Here is a 17,121-nt window from a genome sequence, read left to right on the forward strand (position 1 = left end):
TCCTTGTGAAACATTAGTCTGACTAATGTGAAGATCGATCCGGAGCTCGCGTCCACCGTGGCGGCCGTCGCCGACGAGGGGACGCTCGATGCGGCGTCCCGTGTCCTGCAGATCACCCCGTCGGCGGTCAGTCAGCGCCTGAAGACGCTCGAGCAGCAGCTCGGCCGGGTTCTGGTCGTGCGTTCGAAGCCCGCCCGACTCACCGAAGCGGGGGAAGCTGTGGTGCGGCTGGCACGCCAGATCGAGCTGCTCGAGCATGACGCACTCGGCGGCCTCGGCCTCGACGGCGACGCGCCGCGCATCCGCATCCCGCTCGCGGTCAACGCCGACTCGATGGCCACCTGGTTCCTGCGACCGATCGCCCGGCTGTCCGCCGCGCACGACATCGACGTCGACCTGCACAGGGACGATCAGAACTTCACGGCCCGGCTGCTCGAGTCGGGCACGGTCATGGCGGCGGTCACGAGTGAGCAGACACCCGTGGCCGGATGCTCGGTCACACCGCTCGGCGTGCTGGAGTATCGGGCGATGGCGGAAGCGGGCTTCGCCGAGCGCTGGTTCCCCGACGGGGCGACGCCCGAGGCTCTCGCGGTCGCGCCGTTCGTCGACTTCGACCGGCGCGACACCCTGCAGCACGAATGGCTCCGGACCAGGGGAGTGGCGGCCCACGGAGTCCCGCGCCACTACGTTCCGGCATCCCACGACTTCGCCCTTGCCGTGCGTCTGGGGCTCGGGTGGGGAATGGTGCCGATCCTGCAGCACGACGACGCGCTCGTGCCGCTGGGCGGCGATCCGGTGCGGGTCGCACTCTATTGGCAGCAGTGGAACCTGCGCTCCGACCTGCTCGACACGATCGCGGCCGAGGTCGCCGCCGAGGCTCGACGGGTGCTCGTGCGGTGATGCGGCGGCGATCTCCGGCGATCTCCGGGTATCGCCTGATGGGAGCGCATTTTCACTGAATGAATGTTCAATCGATATCCCGATAACCCTTGTGATCGGCCATTATCTCGATCAAGATGGCTCGAAACATCTGAACACGTGGATGCAGGTCACCGAGGGGGTGGCCATTCCCAGGCGTCCGCGAGAGCCGATTCCTGAGGGGGAAGAACATGGCTACGAAGGACACGCAACGCAAGGTTCTGGCGGTTCTGGCAGGAGGTGTCGTGCTCGGTGTGGGCGTCGGCGTCACACTCGCCGCGTGGAACGACTCGGAGTTCGCGACCGGGACGTTCACGGCCGGTTCGTTCAACCTCGAGGGCTCGACGACGAGCGCCACAGCCGGGTACGCCGAGCACAACGTCGATGACGGCGACACGGCGGCCTCGCTCGTGTTTCAGCTGCCCGAGGTCGCGTCGTCGATGGCGCCCGGCGATGTGGTCTACGCCCCGTTCTGGGTGCGTCTCGACAGCACCACCACCAACGACGCCACGCTTCTTCCCGCCGGTATCACCGCGGGGACCGGCGGCAACGAGGCGAACCTGTCGTACACCGTGACCGCGATCGACGCCGCAGAGACCTGCGACGCGACGGCCACCGGAGACGTGGTCGCCACGGGCGCGACGCTGAGCGCGCAGACGGGCGCCACCTCGGTGCCTCTGACGCAGGGCGCGACGGCCGGAACGCCCGGCACGCCGGTGCAGCTGTGCTTCGCCGTCACCGCCGGCGCAGGACTCGATCAGGGTGACACCGCCGTCGCGACGTGGGAGTTCACGGCCACCTCCATCGACAACTGATCATGGCTGACACCCGCAGCGGCATGCGGGAGGCGAAGCGGCTGCGCTCCCGCCGGATACGTGCTCTACTCGCGTCCGGGCTGGTGTTCGGAGTGGGCGCGACCATGACCCTCGCCGCCTGGAACGACTCCGAGTACGGCAGCACGACCTTCACGGCGGGGCGCTTCGACATCGTGGGCTCCACCGACGGCAGCACCTTCTCGAGCCATCCGGTCGGCACACCTGCTGCGCTCTCATTCACCGCGCCGTTCAATGCGATGGTGCCCGGCAGCACCGTCTACTCGCTCTTCAGCGTGCGGACGGCCAACCCGTCGGTCGCGGGCTCGCTGCAGCTGAGCGTCGCGTCGACCACCGGTACGGGCCTCGCGACGTTCCTGCGCTACGGCGTGCGCACGATCGCCGGCACCGCCTGCAACGCCACCACGTTCGCGGCCGGGACGTCGGTGGTCCCCGACAACTCGGCGATGAACACCGCGGGCACGGCGACGCAGGCGGTCACGGCGAACTCCGGGTCGACCGTGAACTACTGCTTCGCGGTCTCGCTTCCGGCGGCCACCGACAACACGGCGCAGGGGCTCACTGCCGTGCAGACATGGCAGGTCCTCGGAACGGCGTCCTGAGAGCGACGGAGGAGACGTGCGGAGAATGACGAGGGCGCGGAGACGGCGATGACGACACCGATCACGAGGAGGGCCCTTCGCGAGCAGGCAGCGGAGTCCCGGGCTCTCTCCGCGCCCGCATCCGCGCAGGCGCCCGCGCCCGCACCGCGGCGTAGACGACGGGGCGTCGGGCGGGCACTGGCGGACGTCGCTCTCTGGATCGCAGCCGTCGCGGGTGTCGCCTGCATGGTGCTCGTGATCCTCGCCCTCACGGCGAACATCACCCTCATCATGTTCCGCACCGGCTCGATGTCGCCGACCATCCCCGCGGGCTCCGTCGCCGTCGTGCAGCGGGTTCCGGCATCCGACATCCGGGTCGGCGACGTCGTGACCGTCGATCGTGCGGGCGATCTGCCGGTGACGCACCGGGTCACCTCGGTCGCCGCGGGCGCGGACGAGGCGGAGCGGATCATCACGATGCGCGGCGACGCGAACGCCGACGACGATCCGTTCCCGTACCCGGTGAGCTCGGTGCGCGTCGTGCTCTTCTCCGTCCCCGGGATCGCGACCGTGATCGCGGGACTCGGGGATCCGCTCGTGCTCGGCGGCCTCACCGTCGGCGCGACCGTGCTCGTGGTGTGGGCGTTCTGGCCCCGTGCGCCGCGCGAGGGCCGCGGATGAGCCGACGGGGGATGCTGCTGCCGAAGGCGATCGTCGTGTCGACGGTCGTCGTGGTCGCCGCGCTGGGGGGTGGCGTCGCGGCGGGCCCGGCGCTGGCGGCGCAGACGACCGATGTGGTGCAGGGCACCGTGCTGCGGCTGGAGTCGGTCGCCGACTGGGCGGCCGCGTCGAGTCTGCGTCCGGGACAGCCGATCGAGTGGACCGTGACGGTCAGCGCCGATGCTCCGGACCCCGGGACCGTGCGGATCGGCGTCAGCGCGCGGGGCGACGCGCCCCTGCTCGTCGACGCCCGCGTCTGCATGCAACCCTGGCAGGGGGACGAGTGTCCGCAGGGGGCGCGCCCCCTCCGATCCGGGTGGTCGGTGCCCCGCGACGGCAGCGAGGTGCCTCTCGTCGAGATGGGCGACGCCGAGGTGGCGCATCTGCGGCTCACGATCGCGCTCGAGGGACCCGCTGAGGGCAGCACGGAGATGCGCGTGCATGCGGAGGGAGCCGGAGAGTCGGCCGTCATCGGCCCCGGCGGCGGCACCGACGGCGGTCTCGCGGCCACGGGCCTGTCACCGCACACCCGGTGGGCGTTCGCCGCGGGCGGGGTGCTGCTCGTCGCCGGCACGGCCTTCGCCTTCCTCCGCCGGCCCCAGGATCCGCCGGATGCGCCGGAGGAGGACTCATGACCGCGCCGCGTCGGCACCGGGTGCTCGCGGCCGTGGCCGGAGCCGCGCTGGTGGTGGCCGTGGGGCTCACGCCGGCGGCCCAGGTGACCGATGCCGCCTTCACGGATCGCGAGACTGCGACCGCGACGTTCACGGCGATCGACGTGCCGGAGCCGGTGAGCTCTCAGACGCCGGGGTGCACCGCGCAGAGCGGGCTGGCCGGTGTCAACCCGACGGTCACGATCTACTGGCGGGTTCCGGTCGGCGTCACCGGCTACTCGCTCACCAACGCCGAATTCGGACTGGCCAACAACCAGGGACTGCTCGAGCCGATCCTCAGCAACCTGCTGCAGAACGTGAGCACGACGGGCACCTCCTCGGCGTATGTGACGACGATCAGCGGAGCCCTGCTCGCCAACATCCTCGGAGGTTCGAAGACGCTCGCGATCCGCTTCAGCGGACCCGGTGGATGGAAGTCGCACTGGCTGGTCGCCACCGCTTCGTTCGGGCTGCTCGGAGCGAACCCGGCGTGCGTGATGAGCACCGCCCTCAGCTACTGAGCCGCCGTCGACGGCGAACGGGAGGTCACTCGGCGCAGTCAGGCGGCGCGGTCGGTCGGCGAGGTCAGTCCGCCAGGGCGAGAGCCCGGAAGGCGTCGCGCTCGCGCAGGTGCTCGCGGCGGCTCGCCGCGGCGGCAGCGGTGGCCTCGGCGATCCGGGTCGGCACCTGCATGCCCGTCGTACGACGGTAGAGCTCGTCGATCAGATCGGTCGCGAGCCCGACGAGCTTCGCGATCTCGCGGTCGTCCCTGTCGATCCAGACGCACCGGGGCTCGTCGTGCACCGGCGCGAAGTCGACGTGCTCCTCCCAGACGAAGAGGGTGCGCTCGGCGCCGAGCACGTGCTGCTGCCACCACACCTGGCGCAGGTATGTGCGGGGGATGCCACGGAAGGCCTTGTTCGTCGTCTTGATCTCGGCGAGCTTCACGCGGCCGTCCGCATCGACGGCGATGCCGTCGGGGGTGGCGAGATGGCGGTGCTCGACCTCGGCGCGGAACAGGGCGGAGGAGGGGAGGATGCCGTGCGTCGCCGCCACCCAGGCGGCGATCTCGGGCTCGCGGCGACGCCCGTGGTCGGTGTACGCATTGCCGCCGAAACGGGGTCCGCCGCCGAGTTTGGAGTCCGCCGCACGGGCGATCGACCGCTCACTGGTCAGCCCCGCCACGTCGGTCGCGGTGATCCCGCGCGAACGGGCCCGCATCCAGGCCACGCGGTCACGGGAGTCCGCGACGATGCGAGCTTGGAGTTCCGGAGTCACCCATCGAGCGTAACCCCGGTCGCCGACGCTCCGGTCCCGTACACGCCGCACCCGGCATCCCTCGTCCGCGGCAGGCGAGCGATCAGCCGAGCGTTGACCAGCCCTCGGGCCCGGCGGAGCCCGCGGTGTACTCCTCGAGGGGGACCTCGTCGCGATGCCATGCCTCGAGGACGGGTGCCACGATGCGCCAGCACTGCTCGGCGGCATCGCCGCGCACGGACAGGAGCGGGTCGCCGTCGAGCACGCCCGACAGCACTTCGGCGTAGGCCTTGAGCGCTCCCTCGCCGAGTTCGGCCGACAGGGTCGCGCGTTCCAGCTCGAAGGGGTCCTCGGCCGCGTTGAGGTTGAGCTCGAGGGAGATGCGGTCGGGGCCCAGGGAGAATCGGAGCACGGCACCGTCGGACGATCCGGTGAGACCCGTCGGCACGTGCCTGACGGGACGGAAGCGCACGACGATCTCGGTCGCCGGCGTGCCGAGGGCCTTGCCGGAGCGGAGCCGGAAGGGCGTTCCCGCCCAGCGGCTGTTGCGCACCTCGAACGTGGCCTCGGCGAGGGTCTCGGTCCGGCGCTCGGGATCGACTCCCGGCTCGTCGACGTACGACGGCTTCTCGGCGCCGCCGACGGTGCCGGCCGTGTACCGCGCCCGACGGGACGACGCCACCGGATCGTCGCCCCACACCGTGGTCGCACGCAGCACCGCGCTGGTCGCCGCACGGAAGTCGAGCTCGTCGAGAGTGGTCGGCTCCTCCATCGCGAGCACGGCGAGCACCTGCAGGAGGTGACTCTGGATCATGTCGACCAGGGCCCCGGCGGAGTCGTAGTAGCCGGCGCGTCCCTCCAGTGCCAGCGACTCGTCGTAGACGATGTCGACCGATTCGATGCTCTCGGCCGACCACAGCGGTTCGAGGATGCGGTTCGCGAACCGTGCGCCGAGCAGGTTGAGGGTCGTCGACCGGCCGAGGAAGTGATCCACCCGGAAGACCTGGCTCTCGGGGACGAGGGCGGTGAGCGTGCGGTTCAGCTCGCGCGCGCTCGCCTCGTCGGTGCCGAAGGGCTTCTCCATGACGAGCACGGCGCCGTCGGGCAGCATGTCGGGCGTCAGCGCCGCGATCGACGCCGCAGCGACCGAGGGAGGCACGGCGAAATAGAGCGCGACCTGCCCCGTGCAGTCCGGCAGCAGTGCGCGCAGGTCGTCCGGTCGGGTGATGTCGGTGCGCACGTACGACACCTCCACGCGCGCGGCGGCGTCGTCGGCATCCATCGTCGCGAACGCGGTGCGGACGACGGCGTCGAGATCCGCATCCGTCCAGTCCTCGCGATCGGCGCCGACGATGCGCACCGCGCGGGAGGGCTCCCGCGTGAGCAGCTGTCCCAGCGCGGGCAGGAGGAGACGGGAGGCGAGATCGCCGCCGGCTCCGAAGATCACGAGCGTCGTCGCATCGGCCATGAACCCACCGTAACCCGTCCACCCGACCGGCAGTCGTGTCAGAATCGGGCGATGCCCGCTCCGATCGAGGACTACGCCCTGCTCAGCGACTGCCGCACCGGCGCGCTCGTCTCGAAGGAGGGCAGCATCGACTGGCTGTGCCTTCCTCGCTTCGATGCGCCGTCGCTGTTCGGAGCGCTGCTCGGAGAGGCGAGCAACGGATGCTGGAGTCTGCGGCCCGTCGACGAGACGGCGACCTCCGCGCGGCACTACGTGTCCGACACGTTCATCCTCGTCACCCGGTGGGAGACGGCCGAGGGCATCGCCGAGGTGCACGAGTTCATGCCGCTGCACCCCTCGCGCAGCGATGTCGTCCGCCGGATCGTCGGCGTCTCCGGTCACGTCGACTTCGTCACGGAGCTGCGGCTGCATTTCGACTACTCCCGCAGACTTCCCTGGGTGCGGCAGGTCGGCACGGCCGAGGAGCCTGCTCTGCGCGCGACGGCGGGGCCGGAGGCGGTGGTCGTGCGCGGGGTGCGGCTCGTCGCCGAGGACCACCGGCACCGGGCGACGCTGACGGTCTCGGCCGGGGAGGTCCGCGATCTGACGCTCAGCTGGTTCCCCTCGCACGAGCATCCGCCGAAGCCGCTCGACGTCGACGACGCGATCGCCGCCACCCGAGCGTGGTGGCAGGGCTGGGCGAGCGGCATCGAGCACGAGGGCCCGTATCGCGCCGAGGTCGTGCGATCGCTGCTCGTGCTGCGGGCGCTCACCAACAGGGACACCGGCGGCATCGTGGCCGCGGCCACGACATCGCTTCCCGAGGAGTTCGGCGGCTCGCGCAACTGGGACTACCGCTTCGTCTGGCTGCGGGATGCCGCGCTGACGCTCGAGGCCCTGATCGCACACGGCTTCCTCACCGAGGCGCACCACTGGCGGCGATGGCTGCTCAGGGCGGTGGCCGGCGAGCCGAACGAGGTGCAGATCATGTACGGGATCGCCGGTGAGCGCGACCTCATCGAGCGCGAGCTCACGAGCCTGCCCGGCTACGGAGGTGCCGCGCCCGTGCGGATCGGCAACGGCGCGGTCGACCAGTACCAGGGCGATGTGATCGGAGAGGTGCTCGTCGCGCTGGAAGCGGCCCGGATCGCCGGTCTCGAGGAAGGGGACTTCTCGTGGCCGCTGCAGCGCGCGCTCATCGAGCAGGTGATCGCGTCCGTCGACCGCCCCGACAACGGCATCTGGGAGATCCGCGGCGAGCCGCAGTGGTTCACCCACTCCCGGGTCATGATGTGGGCGGCCCTCGATCGGGGTGTGCGCGCCGTGCGGGAGCACGCTCTGCCGGGTGACGCGGATCGGTGGGCGGCGGTGCGCGACGCGCTGCGGAGCGAGATCGACGAGCGCGGGGTGGATGCCGACCACGGGTACTTCGTCCAGCACTACGGCTCGACCGAGGTCGACGCCTCGCTGCTCGTGCTGCCGCAGGTCGGGTACTGCGCGCCCGACGACCCGCGCATGCTCCGCACCGTGGCGCAGATCGAGCGCACCCTGCTCACGGACGGATTCCTGCGGCGGTATCGGACGGAGTCCGGCGTCGACGGGCTCGACGGTGGCGAGCATCCCTTCATCGCGTGCAGCTTCTGGCTGGTCGAGCAGTATGCGACGAGCGGGCGCGTCGACGAGGCCCGTGACCTGATGGCGCGGCTGATCGGCCTGGCGAACGACCTCGGCATACTCTCCGAGGAGTACGACGTCGGCGGGGCCCGGCAGGCGGGCAACACCCCGCAGGCGCTCTCGCATCTGAGCCTGATCCGCGCCGCCGATGCACTCGCCGGCCACGGAGGCCGTGCGGCCCACCGACGGTGATCCTGCCCGATTTGGGGCCGGGGGAGCCGTGGGGTACAGTTGTCGTAACCGAAGACCGCTGGTCATCGTCGTGCGCGTGAGTGCATGAGGATCGAAGCTCTGCTCAGCAGGGGCCCGCGCAGGACACGAACTTTCCAAAGCTCCGTGCGCTTGCGCCGGAGCTTTTCTGTTGCCAGGGGTCGGAACCGGTGCCTCACCGCCGTGAGGCACCTCGTACACACCAAGGAGTGACCATGGCGCAGAAGGATGCATCGGTCGCCGAGCTCACGAAGTCATTCGAGAACTCGACTGCCGTTCTGCTGACCGAGTACCGCGGTCTGACGGTTGCCCAGCTCAAGGAGCTGCGCAACAGCATCCGTCAGGACGCTGAGTACGCCGTGGTGAAGAACACGCTGACCAAGATCGCCGCCAACAAGGCTGGCATCACCGCGCTGGACGACGACCTCAAGGGTCCGTCGGCCGTCGCGTTCGTGCACGGTGACTTCGTCGCCACTGCCAAGGCTCTTCGTGACTTCGCCAAGGCCAACCCGCTTCTCGTGATCAAGTCCGGCATCTTCGAGGGCAACGCCCTCTCTGCCGACGAGGTCAACAAGTACGCCGCGCTCGAGAGCCGTGAGGTTCTGCTGGCGAAGGCTGCGGGCATGATGAAGGCCACGATGGGCAAGGCTGCCGCCACCATCGATGCTCTTCGCGAAAAGCTGGAGACCGCCGAGGCCGCGTAAGCGACCTGACGTTCTCGTTCAACAAAACCCATCTATCTAGGAGATACATCATGGCTAAGCTCACCACTGAGGAGCTGCTCGAGCAGTTCGCCGGCCTGACCCTCGTCGAGCTCAACGACTTCGTCAAGGCGTTCGAGGAGAAGTTCGAGGTCACCGCTGCTGCCCCCGTCGCCGTTGCCGGCGCAGGTGGCGGAGCTGCTGAAGAGGTTGAGGAGAAGGACTCCTTCGACGTCATCCTCGAGGCTGCTGGCGACAAGAAGATCCAGGTCATCAAGACCGTCCGCGAGCTCACCTCGCTGGGTCTCGGCGAGGCCAAGGCTGTCGTCGACGGTGCTCCCAAGGCCGTGCTCGAGGGCGCGAACAAGGAAGCAGCCGAGAAGGCCAAGGCTGCCCTCGAAGAGGCAGGCGCCACGGTTACCCTCAAGTAATCCGTTCCAGGTCGTGGCCTCGCGCCTCGCCCTGGAAGCGTCTGAACGCTTCACGAAAGCCCCGGGTCCGCCCGGGGCTTTCGTGCGTCCGGGCGGGGTCGTGGGCGATCCGGGGGAGGAGGACGGGCGTCAGCGCCGGCCGGCCGTCGAACTGCGCACGACCAGGACGGATGCCGAGACGATGCGCTCGAGCTCCGAGTCCGGGTGCTCGATCTGCTGGTCCAGCAGCCGCACGGCCTCGTGCCCCTGCTCGCGGGGCGCCTGACGGATCGTCGTCAGCGCGAACATGTCGGCGTGCTCGTGGTCGTCGACGCCGACGATGCTCAACTCCGTCGGCACGGCGATCCCCAGGCGTCGAGCCGCGACCATGGCACCGATCGCCGCCTCGTCGCACACTCCCACCACCGCGGTCGGCCGCAGGCGGCGGTCGCCCAGCAGCTCGACGGCCGCGGCATAGCCGCCGGGCATGGTCGGAGGCGCGTGCGCGATGCGCACGCGGTCGGCGAGGTCGGCCGCGGCCAGCGCCTCGCGATACCCCACGATGCGCCGCGCGTCGCCGAAGCTCTGGGCTTCCGCGTCGGCCGAGCCGCCGACGAAGGCGATCTCGGTGTGGCCGAGCTCGATGAGATGCTCGGTGGCGATCCGTCCGGCGGCGACGTCGTCGATCGACACCGCGCTGGATCCCTCGCTGTAGGGCCCGACGCTCACGAGCGGTCGCTCCGAGCGTTGCAGTCGTTCGAGCTCCTGCGCGCTGGGCTGGATGCCGACTGCGATGATCCCGTCGAAGCGGCGCCCCGGCAGCACGGTGTCGAAGAGCCGCTCGCGCGTCTCGCTGCCCTCGCGGATGCCGTACAGGGCGAGCTCGTAGTCCCGTTCGAACAGGGCTTCCTGGATGCCGGCGAGCAGCTCGGCGAAGAACCACCGGTCGACCGGGGGCATGATCACTCCCACCGTCCGGGTACGCCCGGTGGCGAGGCTGGTGGCGGAGGAGTGGGCGACGTACGACAGCTCGCCCGCCGCATCCTCGACTCGCTGACGAGTCGTGTCGGAGACGTATCCGCGTCCGCTCAGCGCGCGGCTGGCGGTGGCCTTCGACACGCCCGCACGCGCTGCGACATCAGCGATCGTGCTCATCGGTCCTCCTCGACCAGTTCTTCGCGCGGCGGCCCCACCCGGTCGCGCCGATGTCAGCGTAGCCGCTCGGCCGTGAGAAAGGAACCGGTTCCATGCCGATCGCGAGGGAGCGCTCCCATCGGACCGGAGTCGACGCCCCGAAAGGTTGCGAGCTTGTGACCAACGCTTATTGTGCCTGGCGTGCGGACCCCGATAGGTTGTCCTGGAATCGGTTCCCGATTCTGTGCCGAGGGGCGGCGCAGAATGAGCGGGGGACCGTGAAACTCGAAGAGGAGAATTCACATGGGTCTGTCACAGCGTTCCCGGCGTTACGCGCCGATCGCTCTGCTGGGAGTCGCGGGTATCGCGCTCGCCGGCTGTGGTGCTCCCGGTGGCGCGGCCGGCGGCGGCAGCGGTTCCGGCGGCGACAGCAACACCGTCACCATCTACGGCACGATCGTCGACTCCGAGGCGGAACTGCTCCAGGAATCCTGGGCCGACTGGGCCGAGGAGAACGACATCGAGATCAAGTACGAGGGCAGCCAGGACTTCGAGACGCAGCTCGGGACGCGCGCACAGGGCGGCAACCCGCCGGACATCGCGATCTTCCCGCAGCCCGGTCTGTTCGCCGACTTCGCCAAGCGCGACTTCCTGAAGCCCGCGCCCGAAGAGGTCGAGAAGAACGCCAACGAGTACTGGACCGAGGACTGGGTGAAGTACGGCACCGTCGACGACACCTTCTACGGTGCGCCGCTGATGGCCAACGTCAAGGGCTGGATCTGGTACTCCCCGGCGAAGTTCGCCGAGTGGGGTGTCGAGGTGCCGACCACGCTCGACGAGATGACCGCGCTCACCGACACGATCCAGGCCGCGACCGGTACGCCCGCGTGGTGTGCAGGATTCGAGTCCGGCACGGCCACCGGCTGGCCCGGAACCGACTGGGTCGAGGACTACGTGCTGCGCCAGGCCGGTCCTGACGTCTACGACCAGTGGGTGACCAACGAGATCCCGTTCACCGACCCGCAGATCAAGACGGCGTTCGACTCGGTCGGCTCGGTGCTCCTGAACCCGGCCAACGTCAACGCGGGCTTCGGCGACGTGCGCTCGATCAACTCGACCGCGTTCGGCGACGTCGCCCCGGCACTCGCCGAGGGCAGCTGCGCGCTGACGCACCAGGCCTCGTTCCTGTCGGGCTTCTTCCCCGAGGGCACCGAGATCGCCGAAGACGGCGACATCTGGGCCTTCATGCTCCCGGGTGAGAGCGCAGACGACAAGGCCGTCACCGGTGCCGGTGAGATCGTCGGAGCGTTCAGCGACTCCGAGGCCACCCAGAAGGTGCTCGCGTACCTGTCGAGCCCTGAGTGGGCGAACAGCCGCGTCAGCCTCGGTGGCGTGACCTCGGCCAACAACGGCCTCGACCCGGCCAACGCCAAGGACCCGATCCTGCAGGAGACCATCAAGATCCTCCAGGACCCGGACACCACGTTCCGCTTCGACGCCTCCGACCTGATGCCCGGTGCCGTCGGTGCCGGAACCTTCTGGAAGGGCATCGTCGCCTGGGTGAACGGCACCTCCACCGATGAGGTCCTGACGCAGATCGAGACCGGCTGGCCGTCCAGCTGATCGAATCGAGGAGGGTCGCCCCTGCGGGCGGCCCTCCTCACTCCTCACCCGGTCCGCGCACGGCCGCGCCGACCGCAACTCCCTCACGCGTCATGAAGGGGATTCCGTGAACGCGACTCAATTCTTCCAATGGATCGGCATGCTCCCGCCGTTCCTGCAGGCCGTCGCCGTCGTCATCGCCTTCGCGGTGGTCGTCGCCGTCATCCTGCTGCTCGTGGACATCGCTCCGCGCAAGGGAGCGATCTACACCTGGGTGCGACTGGCGATGTGCCTGCTCATCCCACTCGCGGTGATGTTCTTCTTCAGCTCCTATTACTGGGCCATGGGAGTGGCGGTCGCCGTGGGGGCGCTGTTCTTCTTCCTCGACTACCGCTCGCGAGACGGCGCCGGCTACCTCATCCAGCTCGTCGCCTTCATGGCCCCGGCCATGCTGCTCCTGCTCGTCGGGCTCATCCTCCCGTCGATCCAGACGATGTACACCTCGTTCTTCAACTCCTCCGGCAACGACTTCGTCGGCTTCGCCAACTACCTCTGGATCTTCACCCAGTCCGACGGCATCACGTCGGTGATCAACTCGATCATCTGGGTGCTCCTGGTGCCGACGGTGTCGACCCTGGTCGGTCTCGCGTACGCGGTCTTCATCGACCGCACCCGCGGCGAGAAGATCTACAAGGTGCTCGTCTTCATGCCGATGGCGATCTCGTTCGTCGGCGCCAGCATCATCTGGCGCTTCATGTACGAGTACCGGGGTCCCGAGTTCAAGCAGATCGGTCTGCTGAATCAGATCCTGGTGTGGTTCGGCGGCGAGCCGCAGCAGTGGCTCCTGAACGAACCGTGGAACAACCTCTTCCTCATCGTCGTGCTCATCTGGGTGCAGACCGGATTCGCGATGGTCGTGCTGTCGGCATCGATCAAGGGCGTGCCGGCCGAGCTGCTCGAGGCGGCAGAGCTCGACGGCGCGAACGCGTGGGAGCGGTTCTGGGCGGTCACGGTGCCCTCGATCCGCCCGGCGCTGATCGTCGTGCTCACGACGATCTCGATCGCGTCGCTGAAGGTGTTCGACATCGTGCGCACGATGACCGCCGGTAACTACGGCACCTCGGTGCTCGCGAACGAGATGTACACGCAGTTCTCCAAGTTCGAGGCCGGCCGCAGCGCCGCGCTCTCGGTCATCCTGTTCATCCTGGTGCTGCCGATCGTCATCTACAACGCGCGCCAGATCAAGAAGCAGCGGGAGGTCCGATGAGCGACACGCTGAAGACCCAGACCGACTCGACCAGCACTCGAGCCATCACGACCGGGGGCGGCCTCGACGGCGCAGCCGGCCGCGCACGCAAGAAGCTGTCCCGCCCCTGGGCGTCGGTGGCGTCCATCCTGATCGCGGTCCTGTGGACGATACCGACCCTCGGACTGTTCATCTCGTCGTTCCGACCGCGTGATCAGATCCAGTCGAGCGGGTGGTGGGAGTTCTTCGCGAACCCGCAGGTCACGATCGACAACTACGTGCAGGTGCTGCAGTCCGGCACCACGCAGCTGACGATCCTCGAGTCGTTCGTCAACTCGATCGCGATCACGATCCCGGCCACGCTGATCCCGCTGATGATCGCGTCGATGGCGGCCTACGCCTTCGCGTGGATCGACTTCAAGGGACGCAACGCGCTGTTCATCTTCGTGTTCGCGCTGCAGATCGTGCCGATCCAGATGGCGCTCGTGCCCCTGCTCAGCTCGTTCTCCCGAGGCATCAACCTCTTCGGGGTGCAGGTGACGCTGCCGCTGGACGCGTCGCAGGGGTACGCACAGGTGTGGATCGCGCACTCGATGTTCGCACTGCCGCTGGCGATCTACCTGCTGCACAACTTCATGTCGGAGATCCCGGGCGAGATCATCGAGGCGGCCCGCGTCGACGGCGCATCCCGCGGACAGATCTTCTTCCGCGTCGTGCTCCCGCTGACGATGCCGGCGATCGCCTCGGTCGCGATCTTCCAGTTCCTGTGGGTCTGGAACGATCTGCTGGTCGCTCTCGTGTTCGCCGACGGCGCTGCCGCTCCGATCACGAAGCTGCTCGCGGAGATCACCGGAACCCGAGGCAACGACTGGTACCTGCTCACCGCGGGTGCGTTCGTGTCGATCATCATCCCGCTGATCGTCTTCTTCTCGCTGCAGCGCTACTTCGTGCGAGGGCTGCTCGCGGGGTCGACGAAGGGCTAGACCGCCACGGCGGCATCGGCGACACCGCAGGACACGCAGCACCGGATGCCGCGGTCGGGCGCAACACAGCCCCGACCGCGGCATTCCTGCACGTACGCTGTGACCATGAAGTACGCAGAATCGATCGTCGACCTCGTCGGCGACACGCCCCTCGTGAAGCTGCAGCACGTCACCGAGGGCGTCGCGTGCACGGTGCTCGTCAAGCTCGAGTACCTCAACCCGGGCGGCTCGTCGAAGGACCGCATCGCCTCGCGCATCATCGACGCGGCCGAAGCCGCCGGTGACCTGAAGCCGGGCGGGACCATCGTCGAGCCGACGAGCGGCAACACCGGGGTCGGCCTCGCCCTCGTCGCCCAGCAGCGCGGCTACGACTGCGTCTTCGTCGTGCCCGACAAGGTCGGCGAGGACAAGATCGACGTGCTGCGGGCCTACGGCGCCGAGGTCGTCGTCACGCCGACGTCGGTCGCCGCCGACAGCCCCGAGTCGTACTACAGCGTCAGCGACCGCCTCGCACGTGAGATCCCCGGGGCGTTCAAGCCGAACCAGTACGAGAACCCCAACGGACCGCGCAGTCACTACGAGACGACAGGACCCGAGATCTGGCGTGACACCGACGGCCGGGTGACGCATTTCGTCGCCGGGGTGGGCACGGGCGGCACGATCACCGGCACCGGCCGCTACCTGCGCGAGGTGTCGGAGGAGCGGGTCCGTATCATCGGCATCGATCCTGAGGGCAGCGTCTACAGCGGCGGAACCGGCCGCCCGTACCTCGTCGAAGGCGTCGGGGAGGACATCTGGCCGGGTTCCTACGACCCGACGGTTCCTCACGAGATCGTGGCGGTCAGCGACGCCGAGGCGTTCGCGATGACACGGCGACTGGCTCGCGAAGAGGGCATCCTCGTCGGCGGGTCGAGCGGGATGGCCGTGGTGGGAGCGCTGCGCGCCGCCCGAGACCTCCCGGCGGATGCTGTGATGGTGGTGCTGCTTCCCGACGGGGGCCGCGGGTATCTGAGCAAGATCTTCAACGACGGGTGGATGCGCTCGTACGGCTTCAGCGACATCGAGGAGGGCGAGACCGTCGCCGACGTGCTGGAGTTGCGGTCGCAGCGACAGGACCAGGGTCCGAAGGGCGGGGTGCGCTTCCCCGACTTGGTGCACGCGCATCCGACCGACACGGTGCTCGAGGCCATCGGGATGATGACCGAGTACGAGGTGTCGCAGCTCGTCGTGCTGAGCGCCGAACCGCCGGTCATGATGGGCGAGGTCGTCGGGACGGTCGACGAGAAGGGGCTGCTCGACCTCCTCTTCCGCGGCGACGCCAAGCCGACCGACGCCGTGGGAGCGCACGTGGGGGAGCGGCTGCCGCTCATCGGCATCCACGCGCCCGTCGCACAGGCCCGCGCCGCGCTCGCCGACGTCGACGCGCTGCTGGTCACCGAGGGCGGCAAGCCCCACACCGTGCTCACGCGCCAGGATCTGCTGTCGTACATCTCGCGCTGAGATGACGCCCGGCGTAACAGGACGGGCTGCCGGGGTGGCGGCGGACGTAGGCTGAGACGCATGTCCGAGCATGCCTTCGCCACCCGAGCCATCCACGCAGGTCAGGAGCCCGACCCGACCACGGGGTCGATCATCCCGCCGATCTATCAGGCGTCCACGCACGTGCAGGACGGCATCGGCGGCTTCCGCGACGGCTACGAATACAACCGCGCAGGCAACCCCACCCGTTCCTCGCTCGAGACGCAGCTGGCCGCGCTCGAGGGCGGCGCGAACGCGCTGTCGTTCGCGTCGGGCCTCGCCGCGGAGGACGCTCTTCTGCGCGGCATCCTGAAGCCGGGCGACCACGTCGTGCTGGGCAACGACGTCTACGGCGGCACGTACCGGCTCTTTGCGCGCGTGCTCGCGCCGTGGGGGATCGAGTTCTCGACGGTCGAGCTGTCCGACGTCGACGCCGTGCGTGCGGCGATCCGCCCCGAGACGAAGATCGTCTGGATCGAGACGCCGAGCAACCCGCTCCTGAAGATCGTCGACATCGCCCTCGTGGCCGAGATCGCGCACGCGGCCGGTGCGATCGCAGTCGTCGACAACACGTTCGCCTCGCCCGCGCTGCAGCAGCCGCTGTCGCTCGGCGCCGACCTCGTCGTGCACTCGACCACGAAGTACCTGGGCGGGCACTCCGACGTGCTCGGGGGTGCGGTCGTGTTCGCCGACGACAGGTTCTTCGAGCAGATCAAGTTCCAGCAGTTCGCGGTCGGCGCGGTGTCGGCCCCGCTCGACGCGTGGCTGACGACCCGCGGCATCAAGACCCTCGCGGTGCGGGTGCGCCAGCACTCGGCCAACGCGCAGGCGATCGCCGAGTGGGCAGCAGAGCGCCCCGAGTTCGCGACGGTGTACTACCCGGGGCTCGCCTCGCACGCGGGCCACGAGGTGGCCGCGCGCCAGATGAGCGGTTTCGGCGGGATGCTCTCGCTCGGACTGTCTGCCGGGGCCGGCGCGGCGAAGGCCTTCGCGGAGTCGACCGAGCTCTTCCAGCTCGCCGAGTCGCTCGGCGGCGTCGAGTCGCTGATCGGCTACCCGCCGGACATGACCCACGCCTCGGTGCGCGGCACGGAGCTCGCTGTGCCCGAGAACGTCGTGCGGCTGTCGGTGGGTATCGAGGATGTCGCAGACCTCATCGCCGACCTCGAGCGGGGGCTCGCGACGATCTCCCGCTGATCCCGCGCGTCAGGGCAGGTCGCCGCGGACTCCTCCC

17 protein-coding genes are annotated in these 17,121 nt (G+C 69.2%); 14 read left to right on the plus strand and 3 right to left on the minus strand.

Annotated features, from left to right (window positions below; genetic code table 11):
- Positions 1 to 27: 27 nt before the first annotated feature.
- The 6 genes from HWD99_RS11655 to HWD99_RS11680 all read left to right on the plus strand — a co-directional run bounded on the left by HWD99_RS11655 (position 28) and on the right by HWD99_RS11680 (position 4,226).
- Positions 28 to 900 (plus strand): LysR family transcriptional regulator ArgP, encoded by an 873-nt coding sequence (locus HWD99_RS11655; protein ID WP_241796387.1) that lies wholly within the window; start codon positions 28 to 30, stop codon positions 898 to 900.
- Between the two features lie 209 nt (positions 901 to 1,109).
- Positions 1,110 to 1,733, plus strand: coding sequence for a SipW-dependent-type signal peptide-containing protein (locus tag HWD99_RS11660; RefSeq protein WP_241796388.1), 624 nt, complete (start codon positions 1,110 to 1,112; stop codon positions 1,731 to 1,733).
- 2 nt (positions 1,734 to 1,735) lie between these two features.
- Positions 1,736 to 2,353: a SipW-dependent-type signal peptide-containing protein gene (locus HWD99_RS11665; protein WP_241796389.1), complete on the plus strand. Its 618-nt coding sequence runs from the start codon at positions 1,736 to 1,738 to the stop codon at positions 2,351 to 2,353.
- 48 nt (positions 2,354 to 2,401) lie between these two features.
- Positions 2,402 to 3,013, plus strand: a complete 612-nt coding sequence (locus HWD99_RS11670; RefSeq protein WP_241796390.1) for a signal peptidase I — start codon at positions 2,402 to 2,404, stop codon at positions 3,011 to 3,013.
- Positions 3,010 to 3,687 carry a hypothetical protein gene (locus HWD99_RS11675; RefSeq protein ID WP_241796391.1) on the plus strand — a complete coding sequence of 226 codons (678 nt, stop codon included), beginning with the start codon at positions 3,010 to 3,012 and terminating at the stop codon, positions 3,685 to 3,687. Before HWD99_RS11670 ends, HWD99_RS11675 begins: the two co-directional genes overlap by 4 nt.
- Positions 3,684 to 4,226, plus strand: a complete 543-nt coding sequence (locus HWD99_RS11680; RefSeq protein WP_241796392.1) for a hypothetical protein — start codon at positions 3,684 to 3,686, stop codon at positions 4,224 to 4,226. Before HWD99_RS11675 ends, HWD99_RS11680 begins: the two co-directional genes overlap by 4 nt.
- 64 nt (positions 4,227 to 4,290) lie before the next feature.
- Here HWD99_RS11680 and HWD99_RS11685 read toward each other — a convergent pair whose 3' ends face one another.
- Positions 4,291 to 4,983: a YqaJ viral recombinase family protein gene (locus tag HWD99_RS11685; protein WP_241796393.1), complete on the minus strand. Its 693-nt coding sequence runs from the start codon at positions 4,981 to 4,983 to the stop codon at positions 4,291 to 4,293.
- An 82-nt stretch (positions 4,984 to 5,065) separates the two neighbouring features.
- Complete coding sequence (locus HWD99_RS11690; protein WP_241796394.1) at positions 5,066 to 6,430, minus strand: glucose-6-phosphate dehydrogenase; 1,365 nt, start codon at positions 6,428 to 6,430, stop codon at positions 5,066 to 5,068.
- Between the two features lie 51 nt (positions 6,431 to 6,481).
- Here HWD99_RS11690 and HWD99_RS11695 point away from each other — a divergent pair, with 51 nt between their 5' ends.
- From HWD99_RS11695 to rplL, 3 genes are all read left to right on the plus strand, one after another.
- Positions 6,482 to 8,275, plus strand: coding sequence for a glycoside hydrolase family 15 protein (locus tag HWD99_RS11695; RefSeq protein ID WP_241796395.1), 1,794 nt, complete (start codon positions 6,482 to 6,484; stop codon positions 8,273 to 8,275).
- Positions 8,276 to 8,508: 233 nt separating this feature from the next.
- Positions 8,509 to 8,997 carry a 50S ribosomal protein L10 gene (rplJ, locus tag HWD99_RS11700; RefSeq protein WP_053097428.1) on the plus strand — a complete coding sequence of 163 codons (489 nt, stop codon included), beginning with the start codon at positions 8,509 to 8,511 and terminating at the stop codon, positions 8,995 to 8,997.
- 50 nt (positions 8,998 to 9,047) lie between these two features.
- The gene (gene rplL, locus HWD99_RS11705) at positions 9,048 to 9,425 is read left to right on the plus strand and encodes a 50S ribosomal protein L7/L12 (RefSeq protein WP_042539579.1); all 378 of its coding nucleotides are present in this window, start codon (positions 9,048 to 9,050) and stop codon (positions 9,423 to 9,425) included.
- 129 nt (positions 9,426 to 9,554) lie between these two features.
- Here rplL and HWD99_RS11710 read toward each other — a convergent pair whose 3' ends face one another.
- On the minus strand, positions 9,555 to 10,559 hold the full coding sequence (locus HWD99_RS11710) for a LacI family DNA-binding transcriptional regulator (protein WP_241796396.1): 1,005 nt from the start codon (positions 10,557 to 10,559) through the stop codon (positions 9,555 to 9,557).
- A gap of 282 nt (positions 10,560 to 10,841) precedes the next feature.
- Here HWD99_RS11710 and HWD99_RS11715 point away from each other — a divergent pair, with 282 nt between their 5' ends.
- The 5 genes from HWD99_RS11715 (at position 10,842) to HWD99_RS11735 (ending at position 17,084) form a co-directional block, all read left to right on the plus strand.
- Positions 10,842 to 12,161, plus strand: a complete 1,320-nt coding sequence (locus tag HWD99_RS11715; RefSeq protein ID WP_241796397.1) for an ABC transporter substrate-binding protein — start codon at positions 10,842 to 10,844, stop codon at positions 12,159 to 12,161.
- 106 nt (positions 12,162 to 12,267) lie between these two features.
- Positions 12,268 to 13,407: a carbohydrate ABC transporter permease gene (locus tag HWD99_RS11720; RefSeq protein ID WP_241796398.1), complete on the plus strand. Its 1,140-nt coding sequence runs from the start codon at positions 12,268 to 12,270 to the stop codon at positions 13,405 to 13,407.
- A complete protein-coding gene (locus tag HWD99_RS11725) occupies positions 13,404 to 14,369 on the plus strand; it encodes a carbohydrate ABC transporter permease (RefSeq protein WP_241796399.1) in 966 nt (321 codons plus the stop codon). The genes HWD99_RS11720 and HWD99_RS11725 overlap by 4 nt, the downstream gene beginning before the upstream one ends.
- Before the next feature lie 105 nt (positions 14,370 to 14,474).
- Positions 14,475 to 15,869, plus strand: a complete 1,395-nt coding sequence (locus HWD99_RS11730) for a cystathionine beta-synthase (protein WP_241796400.1) — start codon at positions 14,475 to 14,477, stop codon at positions 15,867 to 15,869.
- Positions 15,870 to 15,929: 60 nt separating this feature from the next.
- Entirely contained in the window at positions 15,930 to 17,084 is a 1,155-nt protein-coding gene (locus HWD99_RS11735; RefSeq protein WP_241796401.1) for a cystathionine gamma-synthase, read from the plus strand.
- The last annotated feature ends 37 nt before the right edge of the window (positions 17,085 to 17,121 follow it).

The sequence above is a fragment of the Microbacterium sp. C5A9 genome (genome assembly GCF_022627955.1).
Taxonomy (GTDB): Bacteria; Actinomycetota; Actinomycetes; order Actinomycetales; family Microbacteriaceae; genus Microbacterium.

What these genes read in the sequence shown, in the direction of transcription:
- HWD99_RS11725 (WP_241796399.1), top strand. Translation starts at nt 13,404, where the DNA reads ATGAGCGACACGCTGAAGACCCAGACCGACTCGACCAGCACTCGAGCC.
- HWD99_RS11660 (WP_241796388.1), top strand. Translation starts at nt 1,110, where the DNA reads ATGGCTACGAAGGACACGCAACGCAAGGTTCTGGCGGTTCTGGCAGGA.
- HWD99_RS11670 (WP_241796390.1), top strand. Translation starts at nt 2,402, where the DNA reads ATGACGACACCGATCACGAGGAGGGCCCTTCGCGAGCAGGCAGCGGAG.
- HWD99_RS11735 (WP_241796401.1), top strand. Translation starts at nt 15,930, where the DNA reads ATGTCCGAGCATGCCTTCGCCACCCGAGCCATCCACGCAGGTCAGGAG.
- HWD99_RS11695 (WP_241796395.1), top strand. Translation starts at nt 6,482, where the DNA reads ATGCCCGCTCCGATCGAGGACTACGCCCTGCTCAGCGACTGCCGCACC.
- HWD99_RS11690 (WP_241796394.1), bottom strand. Translation starts at nt 6,430, where the DNA reads ATGGCCGATGCGACGACGCTCGTGATCTTCGGAGCCGGCGGCGATCTC.
- HWD99_RS11665 (WP_241796389.1), top strand. Translation starts at nt 1,736, where the DNA reads ATGGCTGACACCCGCAGCGGCATGCGGGAGGCGAAGCGGCTGCGCTCC.
- HWD99_RS11675 (WP_241796391.1), top strand. Translation starts at nt 3,010, where the DNA reads ATGAGCCGACGGGGGATGCTGCTGCCGAAGGCGATCGTCGTGTCGACG.
- rplL (WP_042539579.1), top strand. Translation starts at nt 9,048, where the DNA reads ATGGCTAAGCTCACCACTGAGGAGCTGCTCGAGCAGTTCGCCGGCCTG.
- HWD99_RS11710 (WP_241796396.1), bottom strand. Translation starts at nt 10,559, where the DNA reads ATGAGCACGATCGCTGATGTCGCAGCGCGTGCGGGCGTGTCGAAGGCC.
- rplJ (WP_053097428.1), top strand. Translation starts at nt 8,509, where the DNA reads ATGGCGCAGAAGGATGCATCGGTCGCCGAGCTCACGAAGTCATTCGAG.
- HWD99_RS11730 (WP_241796400.1), top strand. Translation starts at nt 14,475, where the DNA reads ATGAAGTACGCAGAATCGATCGTCGACCTCGTCGGCGACACGCCCCTC.
- HWD99_RS11680 (WP_241796392.1), top strand. Translation starts at nt 3,684, where the DNA reads ATGACCGCGCCGCGTCGGCACCGGGTGCTCGCGGCCGTGGCCGGAGCC.
- HWD99_RS11715 (WP_241796397.1), top strand. Translation starts at nt 10,842, where the DNA reads ATGGGTCTGTCACAGCGTTCCCGGCGTTACGCGCCGATCGCTCTGCTG.